Origin of the sequence: Tropicimonas aquimaris (assembly GCF_042676185.1) — a bacterium.
GTDB classification, from domain to species: Bacteria; Pseudomonadota; Alphaproteobacteria; order Rhodobacterales; family Rhodobacteraceae; genus Tropicimonas; species Tropicimonas aquimaris.
On the sequence record NZ_JBHTJT010000002.1, the window covers coordinates 47,648 to 65,066 of the forward strand.

The window sequence follows — 17,419 nt, forward strand, 5'->3', positions numbered from 1 at the left end:
ACATGAACATAAAGGCATTGCTCGCCGTCACCGCGCTGACGCTCGGCCTGGCCGGGGCCGCGGTGGCCCAGGACAAGACGAAGGTGGGCTTCATCTTCGTCGGCCCGATCGGTGACGGCGGCTGGACCTACGAGCACAACGAAGGCCGTCTGGCCGTCGAGGAGCACTTCGGCGATGCGGTCGAGACCGTCTACCAGGAAAGCGTGCCCGAGGGCGCCGATGCCGAACGCGCGATGACCCAGATGGCGCTCGGCGGGGCCGACATCATCTTCACCACCTCCTTCGGCTACATGGACCCGACGATTAACGTCGCCGCCAAGTTCCCGGACGTGAAGTTCGAGCACGCGACCGGCTTCAAGCGCGCCGACAACGTCTCCACCTATTCGGCCCGTTTCTACGAAGGCCGCGCGGTGCAGGGCCACATCGCCGGCAAGATGACCAAGACCAACAAGATCGGCTACATCGGCTCCTACCCGATCCCCGAGGTCATCCGCGGCATCAACTCCGCCTACCTCCACGCCAAGAAGGTGAACCCCGACGTCGAGTTCTCGGTGATCTGGGCCTACACTTGGTTCGATCCGGCCAAGGAAGCCGACGCCGCCAAGGCGCTGATCGAACAGGGCGCCGACGTGATCCTCCAGCACACCGACTCCACCGCGCCGCAGGCCGCCGCCCAGGAAGCCGGTGACGTGATCACCTTCGGCCAGGCCTCCGACATGGCCGAATACGCGCCGATGCCACGCGTCTCCTCGATCATCGACAACTGGGCGCCGTACTACATCGACCGCGTGCAGGCGGTGATCGACGGCACCTGGGAGAGCATGGACACCTGGGACGGTATCGGCCCGGGCATGGTCGAGATCGGCGAGATCACCGACGCCGTCCCCGCCGAGGTGAAGGCCGAGGCCGAGGCGCTGCGCGACGCCATCGCCGCCGGCGAGTACCACCCCTTCACCGGCCCGCTGAACAAGCAGGACGGCTCCGCCTGGCTGGCCGAGGGCGAAGTGGCCGACGACGGCACGCTCGCGGGCATGAACTTCTACGTCGAGGGCCTGACGGGCGAGATCCCGCAGTAAGCCACCGGCAGAACGATCCGAGAAAGGCCCGCTCCCGGCGGGCCTTTTTTGTTGCGCCCGACGGGGCGGAATCGCCAGAACGGGCGGTTTCTGCTATTCTACCTGTGGTTGATCATTGCTTCAGATCATTTTCCGATTTCGCACGAGTTACTTGGGAGGGGATATCATGGCGATTGCGAGATACTACGGAAGCAAGAATACCCTGACGCGCCTGCAGGTCACCGACGGCGAGCCGACGGTCCAGACAGCCAAGCGCTTCGTCCTCGAGGACGGCAACGTCACCGCCACGTTTCTCGGGCAGTTCACCTACGGTATCTTCGGCAGCCCGTTCGGCACGCTCGACACCTATACCTACAAGGTCGGCGGGAACCTTCGGCTCAAGATCGCCGATATCGGCGCCGACATGTACCAGGTCTTCACCCGTCTGGATTTCCTCAGCAGCGCGCGGGAGGCGGAGAAGATCATCTTCGCGCTGAACGACAAGATCTACGGCAATGACGGGCGCAACCTGATCGAGGGCTACGACGGCAACGACCGGATCTTCGGCAAGGACGGCAGCGACCAGCTCTACGGCGGCCTGGGCAAGGACGTGCTGAACGGCGGCCTCGGGGCCGACGAGATCTATGGCAACGACCAGTCCGACAGGCTGCTCGGCGGAAAGGGCGACGACCGGCTGTTCGGGGGCACCGGCAGCGATGTGCTGAAGGGCGGCGACGGCAACGACACGCTCTCCGGCTGGGAAGGCAAGGACACGCTCGACGGCGGCAAGGGCGACGATGCGCTGCGCGGCGAAAGCGGCCGCGACGTCTTCCTGTTCCGGAAGCGTTACGGCGAGGATGTGATCGAGGATTTCGAGGACGACCTCGACACGATCAAGCTCGACGACGCGCTATGGGACGGCGACCTCGTCCGCAAGCAGGTGGTGAACCGCTTCGCCGAGGTGGTGAACGGCGACGTCGTGTTCGACTTCGGCAAGGACAGGCTCGTCATCGAGAACTTCACCGACCTCGGCGAGTTGGCCGACGACCTGGCCATCGTCTGAAGGGATAGCCTGCCGCGTTTTGCCACCGCCAAGACGGTAGACAGGCCGAGCAAGCCCATGTTCCAATCCCGGCCATTACAGTAGCCGAGTCTGGAGCACACCATGCGGACCTTTCTCACGACGCTTGCACTGCCCTGCGTGCTGCTGGCCTGCCCTGCCATGACAGCCGCGCAGGAGGTCGCCGACACGATCTACGAAGGCGGTCCGATCCTGACAATGGACGACACGGCCCCCCGCGCCGAGGCGCTGGCCGTGAAGGACGGGCGCATTCTTGCCGTCGGCCCGCTGGCGGAGGTGATGAAGCACCAGGGCGAGGCGACGGTGCTGCGCGATCTCGAGGGCCGGGCCCTGCTGCCGGGCTTCGTCGATGCGCATGGCCATGTGATGATGATCGGCCTGCAGGCGCTCGCGGCCAACCTGCTGCCCGCTCCGGACGGCGAGGGCAATTCCGTGGCCGCGCTACAGGGTATCCTGACCGACTACGTGGCGGCCAATGCCGAACGCATCGAGGCAATCGACGCGATCATCGGCTTCGGCTACGACGATTCCCAACTCGCCGAGCAGCGCCACCCGACCCGGGAGGAGCTGGACGCCATCTCGACCGAGTTTCCCGTCTACATCGTCCACCAGTCCGGCCATATCGGCGTCGCCAATTCGAAGGCGCTGGAGCTTGCCGGTTTCGACGAAAACAGTCCCGAGATCGAAGGTGGCGTGATCCGGCGCGAGCCCGGCGGCACCCGCCCGAACGGCGTGCTGGAAGAAACACCACATATCATGGCGATGATGGCCGTGCTCCGGCACCTTGATGCCGAAGGTGCGATGGCGATGTTCAGCGCCGGCACCGAACTCATCGCCTCCTACGGATACACCACTGCACAGGAGGGTCGCGCCACCACAGGTCAGGCGCGGCTCATGGCGGCCGTGGCCGAGCACGAGGGGCTCGACATCGATATTGTGGCCTACCCCGACGTGCTGGTCGACCGGGATTTCATCGCCGAGGCCCACTCCCCCGACTACACCAACCGCTTCCGCGTCGCCGGCGCAAAGCTCACAATCGACGGCTCGCCGCAGGGCTTCACCGCCTGGCGCGACCGGCCCTACTACAACCCGCCGGAGAACTTCCGCGCCGATTACCGCGGCTATTCGGCGGCCACCGCGGACCAGGTTTTCGACGCCATCGACTGGGCCTTCGCCAACGACATCCAGATCCTGACCCATTCCAATGGCGAGGCCGCAAGCGACCTGCTGCTGGCCGCCGTCGAGACCGCCGAGGCAGCGCATGGTGTGGCCGACCGCCGCCCGGTCCTGATCCACGGCCAGTTTCTCCGCGAGGATCAGGTCGATGCACTGAAACGACTCGACATCTTCCCCTCGCTGTTCCCGATGCACACGTTCTACTGGGGCGACTGGCACCGCGAGCGCACGGTGGGGCCGGTCAACGCCGACAACATCTCGCCCACCGGCTGGCTGATGGCGCGCGGCATGCGGTTCTCCACCCACCACGACGCGCCGGTGGCCTTCCCGGATTCCATGCGCGTGCTCGACGCCACGGTCACCCGCCGCTCGCGCACCGGCGACATCATCGGGCCCGACCACCGCGTCGACGTCATGACCGCGCTCAAGGCGATGACGATCTGGCCCGCCTGGCAGCATTTCGAGGACGACAACAAGGGCTCACTCGAGATCGGCAAGCAGGCCGACCTGGTGATCCTCTCCGACGACCCCACGGCCATCGATCCGGAGACGCTCGACACGCTCGTCGTCGTGCAGACGATCAAGGATGACGAGGTGATCTACGACGCGTCGATGCAGAAGGACGGCGGCTTGCACTGGCGCCCGCGTCCGGGCGGCATCGACACCGCCGGCGAGTTCTTCCGCAAGGCCGCGCTCGCCGCGGAGATGCCATCCGGCCTGACGGGCGCCCGGCGGCTCCTGGCCGAACGGGTGGCCGCCCTCTCACCCCATGGCGGCGCCTGCGTGTCGGGATTTCTCCATGCGGAACTGGCGCCCGTCTACGAGCGCGCAGCATCCGAGTTGCTCAGGAATTGAGGCATGGCATCGGGCGGCAAGTGCACCGCCCAGCCTCGTCATTGAGCGGCAACCGGCTCCCGGCGCGGCGCGTTCGTCAGGTACTCCTCGTAGCGTTCCACCATCAGGCGATACTCGGTGGGAATGTCCCGCATGGAAAGCATGGCGACCACACGTCCCTGGTCAGTGACCGGCAAGTGGCGGAACTTGCCCTTGATCATGAGACGCATCGCATCCGACAGCGAAACCGAGAGATCCACGGTCGTGGGCTCCCTTGTCATGATCTCCTCGACCTGGGTCTCCGCCGTTGGCCGCCGCCGCCCGATCGCCCGGCGGATCACGTCGCGCTCCGAAATGATACCCACAAGCCTGTCGCCGTCCAGCACCGGCAAAGCGCCGACATTGGCTTCATTCAACCGATCACAGGCAACACGAACCGTCTCGGTCGGCGCGATCGACACGAGAGTCCTGCCCTTCAAGACTTCTGAAATGGACCTGATAATCACATTGGCCTCCCATGCTTTAAATTACTTTACGTGGGGGAATGTAGCAAAATCCCGTCGCAGCGGATAGTAGCGTCAATCGCCGCGATGCAGAGCGGAGGATGCTTCCATTGACCGGCCCGCCCTGCCAAAAGGACTCCATGATCGATTTCCTCGTGATAGGCGGCGGTATCGCCGGAACCTCGGCAGCCGCAGCGCTTTCCACCCTCGGCGCCGTTACCCTGCTCGAGGCCGAACCCGCCCTTGGCTACCACGCCAGCGGTCGCTCGGCCGCGATGTTCCTTGAATCCTACGGCAATGGTCCGGTTCGAGCGCTGAACGCCGCCAGCGCGGCCACGCACCGCGAAACCGGCGTGCTCAGCCCCCGCGGCCTACTGATTGTGGCGGGCCCGGGCGAGGAGGAGCGCTTCGCGCGGACCCATGCCGCGTTCGGCGCCACGCCCGTCACGCCGGGCGAGGCTGCGGCGCTCTGGCCGATCCTCGACACCGCCGCCTGTACCCGCGCGGCCCATCTCGGCGAGGTCTTCGATCTCGACACCGACCGCCTGCTCCAGCACTTCGCCCGCACCGCCCGCGAGAACGGCGCCGTCATCCGGACGGGCCACACCGTGTCCGCCGTCACCCGACTCGACGGCGGCTGGGCCGTTGAGGCCCGGTCCGGCGGCGAGACCACGACGATCGAGGCGCGCATACTGGTCAACGCCGCCGGCGCCTGGGCAGACCAGGTCGCTGCGATGGCGGGCGTGCCGAGCCCGGGGATCCAGCCCTACCGCCGCTCCATGGCCCGTATACCTGCGCCGGGCGGCCTCGACACCCGCAGCTGGCCCTTCGTCGACGAGGTCGCCGAGCGCTGGTACGCCAAGCCAGACGCCGGTGCCTGGCTGGTCTCCCCGGCCGAGGAAGACCCGATGGACCCGCACGATGCCTGGGCCGACGACATGGTGATCGCCGAGGGCCTGGCGCGCTACGAGGCATTCGTCACCGAGCCGGTCACGCGGGTCGAAACCACCTGGGCCGGCCTGCGCAGCTTCGCCCCGGACCGGGCGCTGGTGATTGGCCCGGCCCCTTCGGACCCTGCCTTCCTCTGGTGCGCCGGCCAGGGCGGCTACGGTTTCCAGACCGCCCCGGCCGCGAGCCGCCTGCTGGCAGACCTCGTCGCAGGGCGCCCGCCCGAACTCGATCCCGCCCTTTGCGCAGCCCTGTCGCCCGCGCGCTTCCCGGCATGATCCCGGCGCAACTGCGACCGACGATCATATTGCGGATACTGCATCCGTAGCGCAGACGGGAACCAGAACGCTCGCAACGCCGCCTGCCCCCTCCCCCGGCAGCCGGCGCCGGGCCCTCCGGATGGGCGTGATCGGCACGCGCCACGGCAGAATTGGATAGGAACGACGATTATGGACTGGAACAGCTACCTCGACGACATGAAGGGCAACCTGCGCGAGATGCACAAGAGCGCCCCGGAAACCATGAAGGGCTTCGGCGCCCTCGAGAAAGGCGTCACCTCCGGCACCGCCACCGACCACAAGACCAAGGAACTGGTCGCGCTCGGCATCGCCATCGGCCTGCGCTGCGAGCCCTGCATCGGCTTTCACGTCAAGGCGCTGGCCAAGGCCGGCGGCACCCGCGAGGAACTCTGCGACATCCTCGGCGTCGCCGTGCAGATGGGCGGCGGCCCGGCCCTGATGTATGCTTCCAAAACGCTGGCCGCCTGGGACCAGCTCGTCACCGAGCAGGCCTGACCAAACGGCACCGAGGCCGGTGCGACGCATAGCCCGCCCCGAATACCTGATCGGATAATCCCGCCGGAGGCGCCGCGCATGAAATGCGCGGCCCGGCCCAACCGGGGCAATGCATCTTCGATGCAGCCGCCCCGGGCGGGAGCCCGCGCGCTCAGCCTTCCTTGCGGATCGTCAGGTTCGTGGGATCGTAGGGGCTGTCCTCCACGACCACCGCCTCCCACATCCGGTCGAACATCTTCACCGTGAGCCGCGTCCCCTCCACCGCAAGATCCGGCCGGACATAGCCCATACCAATGGACTTGCCGAAGGCCACGGAATAGCCGCCCGAGGTCAGGCGGCCGACCTTCTCGCCCCCTGCGTACAACGCCTCGCGCCCCCAGGGATCGGCATCTTCCGGCCCGTCGACCAGCACCGTCACGCAGACACTCCGGATGCCCTTTGCCTCCATCTTCGCCTTGCCGTGGAATTCCTTTCCCAAATCCACGAACCGGTCCAGCCCTGCCTCCAGCGGCGTCGCGTCCCGCCCGAGCTCGGTGCCGAAGGCGCGGTAGGATTTCTCCTGCCTGAGCCAGTTCTGCGCCCGCGCCCCCACCAGCTTCAGCCCGTGCGGCGCGCCCGCCTCCATGAGCCGGTCCCAGAGGTGGTTTTGCATCTCGATCGGATGGTGCAGCTCCCATCCCAGTTCGCCGGTGTAGGCCACCCGCACGGCCATGGTCGGAACCATGCCCAGCTCGATCTGCCGCATCGAAAGCCAGGGGAACCGCTTGTTCGACAGAATCGTCTCCGGTTCCGCGTCCCGCACCAACGCATTCAGAACATCCCGCGACTTCGGCCCCGCGATGGCGAAGACACCCCATTGGGTGGTGACGTCCTGCAACTCGATCCGGCCGAAATCGGCCTCCTTGTCCTCGATGGCCTTGCGCAGGAAATCCTGGTCATAGGCGGACCAGGCCCCGGCCGAGACGAGGTAATATTCGTCCTCGGAAAGGCGGACGATGGTGTATTCCGTCCGCGTCGTCCCGGCCGCCGTCAGCGCATAGGTCAGGTTGATCCGCCCCACCTTCGGCAGCTTGTTGGTGGTGAACCAGTCGAGGAAGGCCGTCGCGCCCGGCCCCTTGACGATATGCTTGGTGAAGGCCGTCGCGTCGATCAGGCCCACACCCTCGCGGATCGCCTTCGCCTCCTCGACGGCATATTGCCACCAGCCACCGCGCCGGAAACTGCGGGCGGCGTGATCGTCGAACCCGTCCGGGGCGTAGTAGTTCGGCCGCTCCCAGCCATTAACCTGCCCGAACTGCGCCCCTGCCGCCTTCTGGCGGTCATAGGCCGGCGAGGTCCGCAAGGGGCGCGCCGCCTCCCGCTCCTCGTCCGGGTGATGCAGGACGAAGACGTGGGAGTAGCATTCCTCGTTCTTCTGCACCGCGTATTCGGTCGTCATCCATGGCCCGTAGCGCTTGGGATCGAGCGCGGCCATGTCGATCTCGGCCTCCCCCTCGACCATCATCTGGGCGAGGTAATACCCGGTGCCGCCCGCCGCCGTGATCCCGAAGGAGAAGCCCTCCGCCAGCCACATGTTGCGCAGCCCCGGCGCCGGCCCCACCAGCGGGTTGCCGTCCGGCGTGTAACAGATCGGCCCGTTGAAATCATCCTTCAGCCCCACCGTCTCCGAGGTCGGAATCCGGTGGATCATCGACATGTATTCTTCCTCTATCCGCTCGAGGTCGAGCTGGAACAGGTCGGCACGGAAGCTCTCCGGCACGGCATACCTGAACCGCGCCGGCGCGCCCTCCTCGTAAGGGCCGAGGATCCAGCCGCCCCGCTCCTCGCGCACGTACCATTTCGCGTCGGCGTCCCGCAGCACCGGGTGCTCGCCATGGGTCTTGCGGTATTCCACCAGCGCCGGGTCGGGCTCCGTGACGATGAACTGGTGCTCCACCGGGATCGCCGGGATCTTGATCCCCAGCAGCCGCGCCGTGCGCTGCGCATGGTTGCCCGTGGCGGTGACGACATGCTCGGCGGTGATCACCACTCGCTCCTCAGTCGGAACCAGGTTGCCGCCCTTCTCCGCCATCTTCGTGCAGGTCACGCGCCACTCGGAGCCGGTCCATTCGTAACCGTCGACCTGCCACTTGCGCTCGATCGCCACCCCGTGCTGCCGGGCGCCCTTGGCCATCGCCATCGTCACGTCAGCGGGGTTGATGTAGCCATCGGTGGGATGGAACAGCGCGCCGACCAGATCCTCGGTACGCACCAGCGGCCAGCGCTCCCTGATCTGCGCCGGGCTCAACCATTCGTAGGGAATGCCCACCGTCTCGGCAGTGGTCGCATAGAGCCTGTACTCGTCCATCCGGGCCTGCGTCTGCGCCATCCGCAGGTTGCCCACCACCGAGAAACCGGGGTTCAGCCCGGTCTCGGCCTCAAGGGTCTTGTAGAACTTCACCGAGTAATCGTGGATGTGGCTCGTCGCGAAGGACATGTTGAAGAGCGGCAGCAGCCCCGCCGCGTGCCATGTCGACCCGCAGGTCAGCTCGTCGCGCTCCAGCAGCATGGTATCCCAGCCCGCCTTGCCGAGATGATAGGCAATGGCGGTTCCGACCGCGCCACCACCGACGACGAGCGCTTTCACCTGAGTCTTCATGGCTCCGATCCCTCTGCCAGCATGCTGTGGCGAGTTAAGCGCAGCCACCCCGCCCCGCGCCATACCCCGCCGACCCTTGATTGGCGGAAAGCGACCTGCCCTCGTGCACCGCTCGCCCCGCCGAAGCCCCTGCCAGCCGGCAGGGACGTTCCATCAGACCGCGCGCAGCGGGTGCCGCGTCCGCTTTCCGCGTTTGATTTGATCCGCGCCTTCGGCTACCCAACCGCATCATGGAAACGTTCTCGCACCCCGGCGACTTGCGCCGCCACCTCGACGGTCTGCGACGGCAGGGCCGTAGCATCGGCTTCGTGCCGACGATGGGATTCCTGCATGCCGGCCACATGGCGCTGGTTGCCCGGGCCGCGCAGGAGGCCGACCGGGTCGTTGTCTCGATCTTCGTAAACCCGACGCAGTTCGGCGACCCCCACGACCTGGAAACCTACCCCCGCGACACCGAACGCGACCTCGCGATGCTGCGGGAGGCCGGGGTCGACGCGGTCTTCCTGCCGGGTGTCAAGGACATCTACCCCGAGGGCTCCGAAACGATCGTCGAGACGATGCGCCTTGCCAACGTGCTGCACGGCGAGGTGCGCGAAGGCCACTTTCGCGGCGTGGCGACGGTGGTGACCAAGCTCTTCAACATCGTGCAGCCCGACCTCGCCTGTTTCGGCGAGAAGGATTACCAGCAGTTGCAGGTCATCCGCACGATGGTCCGCGACCTGCATTTCCCGCTGCGCGTTATCGGCTGCCCCACGGTGCGTGAAGCCGACGGGTTGGCGATGTCGTCGCGCAATGTCAAACTCGACCCCGAGGACCGCGTTGCGGCGCTGGTATTGAACCGCGCACTCGACCGCGCCCAGGAGATGGCATCCGCCGGCGCGACTGTCGAGGAGATCCAGGCCGAAGTCACGGGGATGATTCAGGCCGAACCACGCTCGCATCTTCGCGCGGTGGATGTGACCGAGGCCGTCACCCTGCGCCCCGTCTCGGGAAAGCCCTCGGGACCGCTGGCCCTGATGCTCTCCGCCGACTTCGGCGGCGTGCTGCTGATCGACCAGAGGGAGATCTTTCCGTGAGCGTCCAGAAACCCGTCCGGCGCATGAGCGTCCCGCAGATCATGGCCCGTAAGGGCGGCGACCCCATCGTATCGCTCACCTCTTACCACGCCCATACCGCCGCAATCGTCGACCGCCACGCCGATTTCATCCTGGTCGGCGACAGCCTCGGCATGGTGATGCACGGCATGGACAGCACTCTCGGCGTGACGGTGGACATGATGATCACCCACGGGCGCGCTGTGGTGCGCGGCAGTCAGCGCGCCCTGGTGGTCGTCGACATGCCCTTCGGCTCCTACGAGGAAAGCCCCTCGGCCGCCTTTCGCAACGCCGCGCGGATCATGCAGGAAACCGGCTGCGGCGCGGTCAAGCTGGAGGGCGGCGCCCGCATGGCCGAGACCATCCGCTTCCTGACCGAGCGCGGCATCCCGGTAATGGGCCACATCGGCCTCACCCCGCAGTCGAGCAACGTGATGGGCGGCTTCAAGACGCAAGGACGCGACGGCGAGAGCTGGCCGCGCCACGAGGCCGATGCGGTGGCGGTGGCCGAGGCCGGCGCCTTTGCCGTGGTGCTCGAAGGCATGGTCGAGCCGCTCGCGGCCCGGATCACCGGCATGATCCCGATCCCCACCATCGGGATCGGCGCCAGCGCCCGATGCGACGGCCAGATCCTGGTGCTGGAGGACATGCTCGGCCTCAACCCGCGGCCGCCGAAATTCGTGAAGGTCTATGGCGACCTCGGCGACCGGATCGAAACGGCGGTCCGTGACTACGCCGAGGAGGTCCGCAACCGCAGCTTCCCCGGCGACGACGAGGTCTATCGCTGACCGCTCAGGCCCTGCCCCGCTCTTCTTGGCAAAAATACCCCATGGCGCGGCTGGGTCACCCGTTGCCTGTCCAGGGTGATCGAACGCCCTCAACCACATCACGCCTCTTGCCAAACCGCAGCGGACACGGCAGGAACACAGCATGAACATGCACGCGCTCGAATTTGTTGGAACACGCCTGTGCGCGCTCTCCTCGGGTGCGCTCTGGTGGCCGGAAAGGCGGCTGCTCTGCGTCTCCGACCTCCACCTGGGGAAATCGGAACGAATGGCGCGGCGCGGCGGCGGCCTCCTGCCCCCCTACGACAGCCGGGACACGCTCCAGAGGCTGGATGCAGAGGTTGCGCGGCTGGACCCCGCGACAGTGGTCTGCCTCGGCGACAGCTTCGACGACCTCGCGGCGGCCGGTGCCCTTGAGGAAGACGCCCGCCTCTGGCTGACCAGGCTTGCGTCGGGCCGAGACTGGATCTGGATTGAGGGCAACCACGACCCGGGCCCGCCGGGCCTGGGCGGTCGCCACGCCCCGGAACTGCACCTCGGCCCGCTCCGGTTCCGCCACATCGCAGAAACCACGGCGGAGGCCGGCGAGATCTCGGGGCACTACCACCCCAAGGCCGCGCTTGACGCGCGGGGAAAGCGCGTGCGGCGCGCCTGTTTCCTGACCGACGGTGCAAGGCTGATCCTCCCCGCCTTCGGAACTTACACCGGCGGGCTCGATGTCACCGCGCCGGAACTGCGCGCGCTGCTGGGCCCGAACGCCCGCGCCATCCTGACCGGCCCCACCCAGGTCTGCGTACCGGTCGGCTGATCCCAGAAGCTCCCGCCCGAGAGGCGTCACATCGATAGATGTGCCACTCCCGGTTGGGCCGGGCCGCGCATTGCATGCGCGGCGCCTCCGGCGGGGATATGTGTGGACAGAAGACGGCCGACGCGGAACAGTCCATCAATCGGAAAGAATGGAGAAGAAGTCGCCATGAGCGAGGTGGCCCCCGCACTCGAAAGTAAACTGCGCCGGAGCTTCGAGGCGCAAAGCCTCATGGCGACCTTCGGGGCGGAGATGCGTCGCATCGAACCGGGCGAGGTCGAACTCGCGGCCCCCATCCTCGCTGGCGCACGGCAGCAGCATGGCTTCGGTCACGCCGGTCTGACCTTCGCGCTTGGCGATACGGCGGCGGGCTATGCGGCCCTCTCCCTCATGCCGGACGTGGCCGAAGTGCTGACCGTCGAGATGAAGATCAACCTTCTGTCTCCAGTACGGGGAGAGCGCCTGCTGGCCATCGGGCGTGTGGTGAAGCCCGGACGGCGGATCCACGTCGTCACGGCCGAGGTCTTCGAGGAGAACGAGGGATCCCGCCGTCCCGTCGCGCTGCTGCAAGGCACGATGATCCCGGCCTGAGTTGACGGCGCACGCGTCAGCGTGCGCCCGGCCCAACGGTTTCGGGCGCCCGCACGGGCGCCGACACCGGCGGGAGCGCTCCGATCAGGCGGTCAGCCCCTCGGGTTCGGGCAGGCCGTTCGCGCGGCAGCAGGCGGTGACGGTATTGGCCAGAAGGCAGGCGATGGTCATCGGGCCAACCCCGCCCGGCACCGGGGTGATCGCACCCGCCACCTCGACCGCACTGTCAAAATCCACGTCCCCGACGAGGCGCGACTTGCCGTCATCCTTCGGGACGCGGTTGATGCCAACGTCGATCACCGTGGCACCCGGCTTGATCCAGTCGCCGGGGATCATCCGCGGCCGTCCCACGGCGGCCACGACGATGTCGGCCCGGCGCACCACCTCCGGCAGGTTCCTCGTGCGGCTGTGGGCGATGGTCACGGTGCAGCTCTCGCCGAGCAGCAGCTGCGCCATGGGCTTGCCGACAATGTTGGAGCGCCCGACCACCACCGCGTCCATGCCGGAAAGCGAGCCGTGATGGGCGCGGAGCATCATCAGGCATCCGAGCGGCGTGCAGGGCACCATCGATTTCTGCCCGGTTCCCAGCAGCCCGACGTTCGAGATGTGAAAGCCGTCCACGTCCTTCGCCGGATCGATGGCGTTTATCACCAACTCGGCATTCACATGCTCCGGCAGCGGCAGCTGCACGAGAATGCCATGGATCGACGGGTCGGCGTTGAGGGTCTCGACCAAGGCGAGGATCTCAGCCTCGGAAGCCGTGTCGGGCAGCCGGTGCTCGACCGAGAGCATCCCGGCCTCCTTGGTCTGCTTGCCCTTGTTGCGGACATAGACCTGGCTGGCCGGATCCTCCCCGACGAGAACGACGGCAAGGCCCGGGGTCAGCCCGTGATCCTGCTTCAGGCGCGCCACATGGCCTGCCACCTTCTCGCGTATGCTGGCGGCAAACGCCTTGCCGTCGATGATCTGTGCCGTCATGTGTCTTGCTCCGTCTTGCTCATCATTCCGGTCGTTCCGGGCCTTCAAACGACCGAAACGCTGTCTTCGCCGTCGCATTCATGGCCGGGACGGCATACCGCAGGACACATACTGGAAGCGGCCCGTCGCACAAGCCCGCCCGGGCGGAGAGTTGCCCCTGCCGCCCGCGGAATGCCGGTCACGGGTGCCGTGGCGTTCCGATCCGCTCCAGCGTGCCTATCAAAAGCGAAGGCCCGGAGCGGGGCCTGGTTCCGCGGGACAGAGCTGTCGGCTCAGAACAGGCCCTCGACGTCACCGGCCGCGTTCAGACCGATCTCCTCGGCCGACGGCACGCGCGGCAGTCCGGGCATGGTCATGATTTCCCCGCAGATGACCACCACGAAGCCGGCGCCGGCCGACAGGCGCACCTCCCGAACCGGCACGCCGTGCCCCGTGGGGGCGCCGCGCCGGGTCGGGTCGGTGGAGAAGCTGTACTGCGTCTTGGCCATGCAGATCGGCAGGTGCCCGTAGCCCGCCGCCTCCCACTGGCGGAGCTGGTCGCGGATCTTCTGGTCGGCGAGCACTTCGCGGGCGTGGTAGATCCGCTTGGCGATGGTCTCGATCTTCGCGAACAGCGGCATCTCGTCGGGATAGAGCGGCGCGAACTGCGCGCGGCCGGAATCGGCGATCTCCGCCACCCGCGTCGCCAGCGCCTCGGTTCCGGCCGAGCCATCGGCCCAGTGCGTGCAGAGGATCGCCTCGGAGCCCTGCGCCTCCACATAGGCACGCACCGCCGCGATCTCCGCCTCTGTGTCGGAGGTGAAATGGTTGATCGCGACCACCACCGGCACGCCGAAGGATTTCACGTTGGCGATGTGGCGGCCGAGGTTGGGGCAGCCGGCCTCCACCGCGGCGACGTTCTCCGCCCCAAGGTCGGCCCGCGCCACGCCGCCGTTCATCTTGAGCGCGCGGATCGTGGCGACGATCACCACGGCGGCGGGCGCAATGCCAGCCTTGCGGCACTTGATGTTCATGAATTTCTCTGCCCCGAGGTCGGCCCCGAAGCCTGCCTCCGTCACGACGTAATCTGCGAGTTTCAGGGCGGTGCGCGTGGCGATCACGGAGTTGCAGCCATGGGCGATGTTGGCGAAAGGACCGCCATGGACGAAGGCCGGGTTGTTCTCCAGCGTCTGCACGAGGTTGGGTTGCATCGCGTCCCTGAGCAGGACGGTCATGGCGCCGTCGGCCTTCAGGTCGCGGCAGTAGATCGGGCTGCGGTCGCGGCGATAGGCGACGATGATGTTGCCCAGCCTCTCCTGCAGGTCCTCAAGGTCGGCCGCAAGGCAGAGGCAGGCCATGACCTCGGAGGCCACGGTGATGTCGAAGCCGGTCTGCCGCGGAAAGCCGTTCGAGACGCCGCCGAGCGAGGTGACGATGTCCCGCAGGGCGCGGTCGTTCATGTCGAGCACCCGGCGCCAGGTGACCCGGCGCTCGTCGATCTCCAGCGCATTGCCCCAGTAGATGTGATTGTCGATCATCGCCGCCAGCAGGTTGTGGGCGCTGGTGATGGCGTGGAAATCGCCGGTGAAATGAAGGTTCATGTCCTCCATCGGCACCACCTGCGCGTGCCCGCCGCCGGCCGCGCCGCCCTTCATGCCGAAGCACGGTCCGAGGCTCGCCTCGCGGATGCAGATCGCGGCCTTGCGGCCGATCCGGTTCAGCCCGTCGCCCAGGCCGACGGTCGTGGTCGTCTTGCCCTCGCCCGCCGGGGTCGGGTTGATGGCAGTGACGAGGATCAGCTTGCCGTCGGGGCGCTCTCCAAGCGAACGGATGAACGCCTGTCCGACCTTGGCCTTGTCGTGGCCATAGGGAATCAGCGCCTCGGTCGGAATGCCGAGCCTTTCGCCGACCTCCTGAATCGGCTTCTTGCGGGCCGCGCGCGCGATCTCGATGTCGGATTTCTGGTTCATGGTTGTCCTCCCTGCCGGCGGAAACCGCCACTCCTCCATTCGCTGATAGCCCCGGAACGCGACCAAAGGAGGAACCATTCCGACATTTCGCCTCCCGCCAGCGGCGAATGCGTACCGGCACGGGACACAAAGAAGAAACCCCGGGCGCAGAGGCTCCGGGGCTTCTGGGTTCGTTGGCGTGCGCTGCCGTCCACGGTTCAGACCGTGGGATCGGGCTCCAGGTCCGGATCGGGATCCGTTTTCGGCGCCTTGGGCTTGGTCTTCGGAATGGCGGTGATCGACGGCGTGCTGCCGCTGTCGGCGTGGCTGTCGTCATCGTCGCCGCGATTGAGCGGCTCGCCATTGATCACCTTCTGGATCTCGGGCCCGGTCAGGGTCTCGTATTCCAGAAGGCCCTGCGCGAGGTTCTCGAGGTCCTGATGCTTTTCGGTCAGGATCTGCTTGGCCCGCTCGTAGCCCTCGTCGACCAGCCGGCGCACTTCCTCGTCGATCCGCTCCTGCGTCTCGGGCGAGGCATTGGCCGCGGCCTGGTAGTTGCCGAGATACGATTGTTGCTCGTTGGCATAATCGATGTAGCCGAGGTTGTCCGACATGCCGAACTGGGTCACCATCGCACGGGCGATCTTGGTCACCTGCTGGATGTCTGACGCCGCACCGGAGGTCACGTTCTCCTTGCCGAAGATCAGTTCTTCGGCGACGCGCCCGCCCATCGCCATGGCGATCTTGGACTTGTACTTGGTGTAGCTCACCGACAGCTGGTCGCGCTCCGGCAGCGACAGCACGAGGCCGAGCGCACGGCCACGCGGGATGATCGTCGCCTTGTGGATCGGATCATGCTGCGGGACGTTGAGGCCGACAACTGCGTGACCGGCTTCGTGATAGGCGGTCAGCTTCTTCTCGTCCTCGGTCATGACCATGGAGCGGCGTTCCGCGCCCATCATGACCTTGTCCTTGGCGTTCTCGAAATCCTCCATCGTGACGAACCGGCGGCCGACACGGGCAGCCATCAGCGCCGCCTCGTTCACGAGGTTGGCAAGATCAGCCCCCGAGAAGCCGGGCGTGCCGCGGGCGATGATGCGAAGGTCCACGTCGGGGCCCAAAGGCACCTTGCGGGCATGAACGCCGAGGATCTTTTCGCGGCCCTTGATGTCAGGGTTCGGCACCTGCACCTGGCGGTCGAAACGGCCGGGGCGCAGCAGCGCCGGGTCGAGCACGTCGGGGCGGTTGGTGGCCGCGACGATGATGATGCCCTCGTTGGCCTCGAAACCGTCCATCTCCACGAGGAGCTGGTTCAGCGTCTGCTCGCGCTCGTCGTTGCCGCCGCCATAGCCGACGCCACGGGAGCGACCGACGGCGTCGATCTCGTCGATGAAGACGATGCAGGGCGCGTTCTTCTTGGCCTGTTCGAACATGTCGCGCACGCGGGAGGCACCGACACCCACGAACATCTCGACGAAGTCGGAGCCGGAAATGGTGAAGAAGGGCACGCCCGCCTCGCCGGCGATCGCACGCGCCAGCAGGGTCTTACCGGTACCCGGAGGGCCGACCAGCAGCGCACCTTTCGGGATCTTGCCGCCGAGACGCGAGAACTTCTGCGGATTGCGCAGGAACTCGACGATCTCCTCGAGCTCTTCCTTGGCCTCGTCGATGCCCGCGACGTCGTCGAAGGTCACGCGGCCGGACTTTTCCGTCAGCAGCTTGGCCTTGGACTTGCCGAAGCCCATCGCGCCGCCACGGCCACCGCCCTGCATACGGTTCATCAGGAAAATCCAGATGCCGATCAGGATGATAAAGGGCAGCAGAGTGCCGATATAGGCCAGCAGACCGTTCTGCTGTTGCGGCTCGACGTTCACCTCGACGCCCTCGCCGATCAGGCGATCGGCCAGGTCCGTGCCTTCGGGGATCACCGAGGAATAGACGTTTCCGTCCGTGCTTCGGATCCGGACGCGTTCGCCGTCGATCGTGACCGACGAAACGGTCCCGTCATCAACCTGCTGAATGAATTCGGAAAAACTCAACGTGCGGGTCGCCATAGTGCTCTGGCCACCGCTGAAGAGGTTGAAAAGCGCCAGGATCAGCAAAAACAGAACGACCCAGAAGGCGATATTACGGGCATTTCCCACGGGGGTGCGACTCCTCAATCAGGCCTGCAGCGCGTGCAAACCGGGTTCTCCCTAAGATAGTGGAT

At 66.7% G+C, this 17,419-nt stretch carries 14 protein-coding genes; 9 read left to right on the forward strand and 5 right to left on the reverse strand.

The features are described from left to right. Positions 1-2 precede the first annotated feature (2 nt). The 3 genes from ACFQ2S_RS00260 to ACFQ2S_RS00270 all read left to right on the forward strand — a co-directional run bounded on the left by ACFQ2S_RS00260 (position 3) and on the right by ACFQ2S_RS00270 (position 4,167). The gene (locus ACFQ2S_RS00260; RefSeq protein WP_386071752.1) at positions 3-1,076 is read left to right on the forward strand and encodes a BMP family ABC transporter substrate-binding protein; all 1,074 of its coding nucleotides are present in this window, start codon (positions 3-5) and stop codon (positions 1,074-1,076) included. 166 nt (positions 1,077-1,242) lie between these two features. After that, entirely contained in the window at positions 1,243-2,118 is an 876-nt protein-coding gene (locus ACFQ2S_RS00265) for a calcium-binding protein (RefSeq protein WP_386071754.1), read from the forward strand. Between the two features lie 102 nt (positions 2,119-2,220). Next, the gene (locus tag ACFQ2S_RS00270) at positions 2,221-4,167 is read left to right on the forward strand and encodes an amidohydrolase (protein ID WP_386071756.1); all 1,947 of its coding nucleotides are present in this window, start codon (positions 2,221-2,223) and stop codon (positions 4,165-4,167) included. Between the two features lie 38 nt (positions 4,168-4,205). Here the strand turns inward: ACFQ2S_RS00270 and ACFQ2S_RS00275 are convergent, their stop codons facing one another. Then, positions 4,206-4,607, reverse strand: a complete 402-nt coding sequence (locus ACFQ2S_RS00275) for a CBS domain-containing protein (protein ID WP_386071758.1) — start codon at positions 4,605-4,607, stop codon at positions 4,206-4,208. A 182-nt stretch (positions 4,608-4,789) separates the two neighbouring features. Between ACFQ2S_RS00275 and ACFQ2S_RS00280 the strand changes: the two genes are divergently transcribed. Next, complete coding sequence (locus ACFQ2S_RS00280) at positions 4,790-5,875, forward strand: NAD(P)/FAD-dependent oxidoreductase (protein ID WP_386071760.1); 1,086 nt, start codon at positions 4,790-4,792, stop codon at positions 5,873-5,875. Between the two features lie 171 nt (positions 5,876-6,046). Beyond that, positions 6,047-6,391, forward strand: coding sequence for a carboxymuconolactone decarboxylase family protein (locus ACFQ2S_RS00285; RefSeq protein WP_089235171.1), 345 nt, complete (start codon positions 6,047-6,049; stop codon positions 6,389-6,391). Between the two features lie 151 nt (positions 6,392-6,542). Here the strand turns inward: ACFQ2S_RS00285 and ACFQ2S_RS00290 are convergent, their stop codons facing one another. Then, positions 6,543-9,029, reverse strand: a complete 2,487-nt coding sequence (locus ACFQ2S_RS00290) for a GcvT family protein (RefSeq protein ID WP_386071762.1) — start codon at positions 9,027-9,029, stop codon at positions 6,543-6,545. Between the two features lie 230 nt (positions 9,030-9,259). Between ACFQ2S_RS00290 and panC the strand changes: the two genes are divergently transcribed. From panC to ACFQ2S_RS00310, 4 genes are all read left to right on the forward strand, one after another. Further along, positions 9,260-10,105 (forward strand): pantoate--beta-alanine ligase, encoded by an 846-nt coding sequence (gene panC, locus ACFQ2S_RS00295; protein ID WP_386071764.1) that lies wholly within the window; start codon positions 9,260-9,262, stop codon positions 10,103-10,105. Continuing rightward, positions 10,102-10,911 carry a 3-methyl-2-oxobutanoate hydroxymethyltransferase gene (panB, locus tag ACFQ2S_RS00300; protein WP_386071766.1) on the forward strand — a complete coding sequence of 270 codons (810 nt, stop codon included), beginning with the start codon at positions 10,102-10,104 and terminating at the stop codon, positions 10,909-10,911. The genes panC and panB overlap by 4 nt, the downstream gene beginning before the upstream one ends. Positions 10,912-11,059: 148 nt before the next feature. Continuing rightward, on the forward strand, positions 11,060-11,716 hold the full coding sequence (pdeM, locus tag ACFQ2S_RS00305; protein ID WP_386071979.1) for a ligase-associated DNA damage response endonuclease PdeM: 657 nt from the start codon (positions 11,060-11,062) through the stop codon (positions 11,714-11,716). Between the two features lie 174 nt (positions 11,717-11,890). Then, positions 11,891-12,304, forward strand: a complete 414-nt coding sequence (locus ACFQ2S_RS00310) for a PaaI family thioesterase (protein ID WP_386071981.1) — start codon at positions 11,891-11,893, stop codon at positions 12,302-12,304. Between the two features lie 84 nt (positions 12,305-12,388). Here ACFQ2S_RS00310 and folD read toward each other — a convergent pair whose 3' ends face one another. The 3 genes from folD to ftsH form a co-directional block, all read right to left on the reverse strand. Further along, positions 12,389-13,282, reverse strand: coding sequence for a bifunctional methylenetetrahydrofolate dehydrogenase/methenyltetrahydrofolate cyclohydrolase FolD (gene folD, locus ACFQ2S_RS00315; protein WP_386071768.1), 894 nt, complete (start codon positions 13,280-13,282; stop codon positions 12,389-12,391). Positions 13,283-13,554: 272 nt separating this feature from the next. Continuing rightward, a complete protein-coding gene (locus ACFQ2S_RS00320) occupies positions 13,555-15,231 on the reverse strand; it encodes a formate--tetrahydrofolate ligase (protein WP_386071770.1) in 1,677 nt (558 codons plus the stop codon). Positions 15,232-15,428: 197 nt separating this feature from the next. Beyond that, positions 15,429-17,354, reverse strand: coding sequence for an ATP-dependent zinc metalloprotease FtsH (gene ftsH, locus ACFQ2S_RS00325; protein WP_386071772.1), 1,926 nt, complete (start codon positions 17,352-17,354; stop codon positions 15,429-15,431). Between the last annotated feature and the right edge of the window lie 65 nt (positions 17,355-17,419).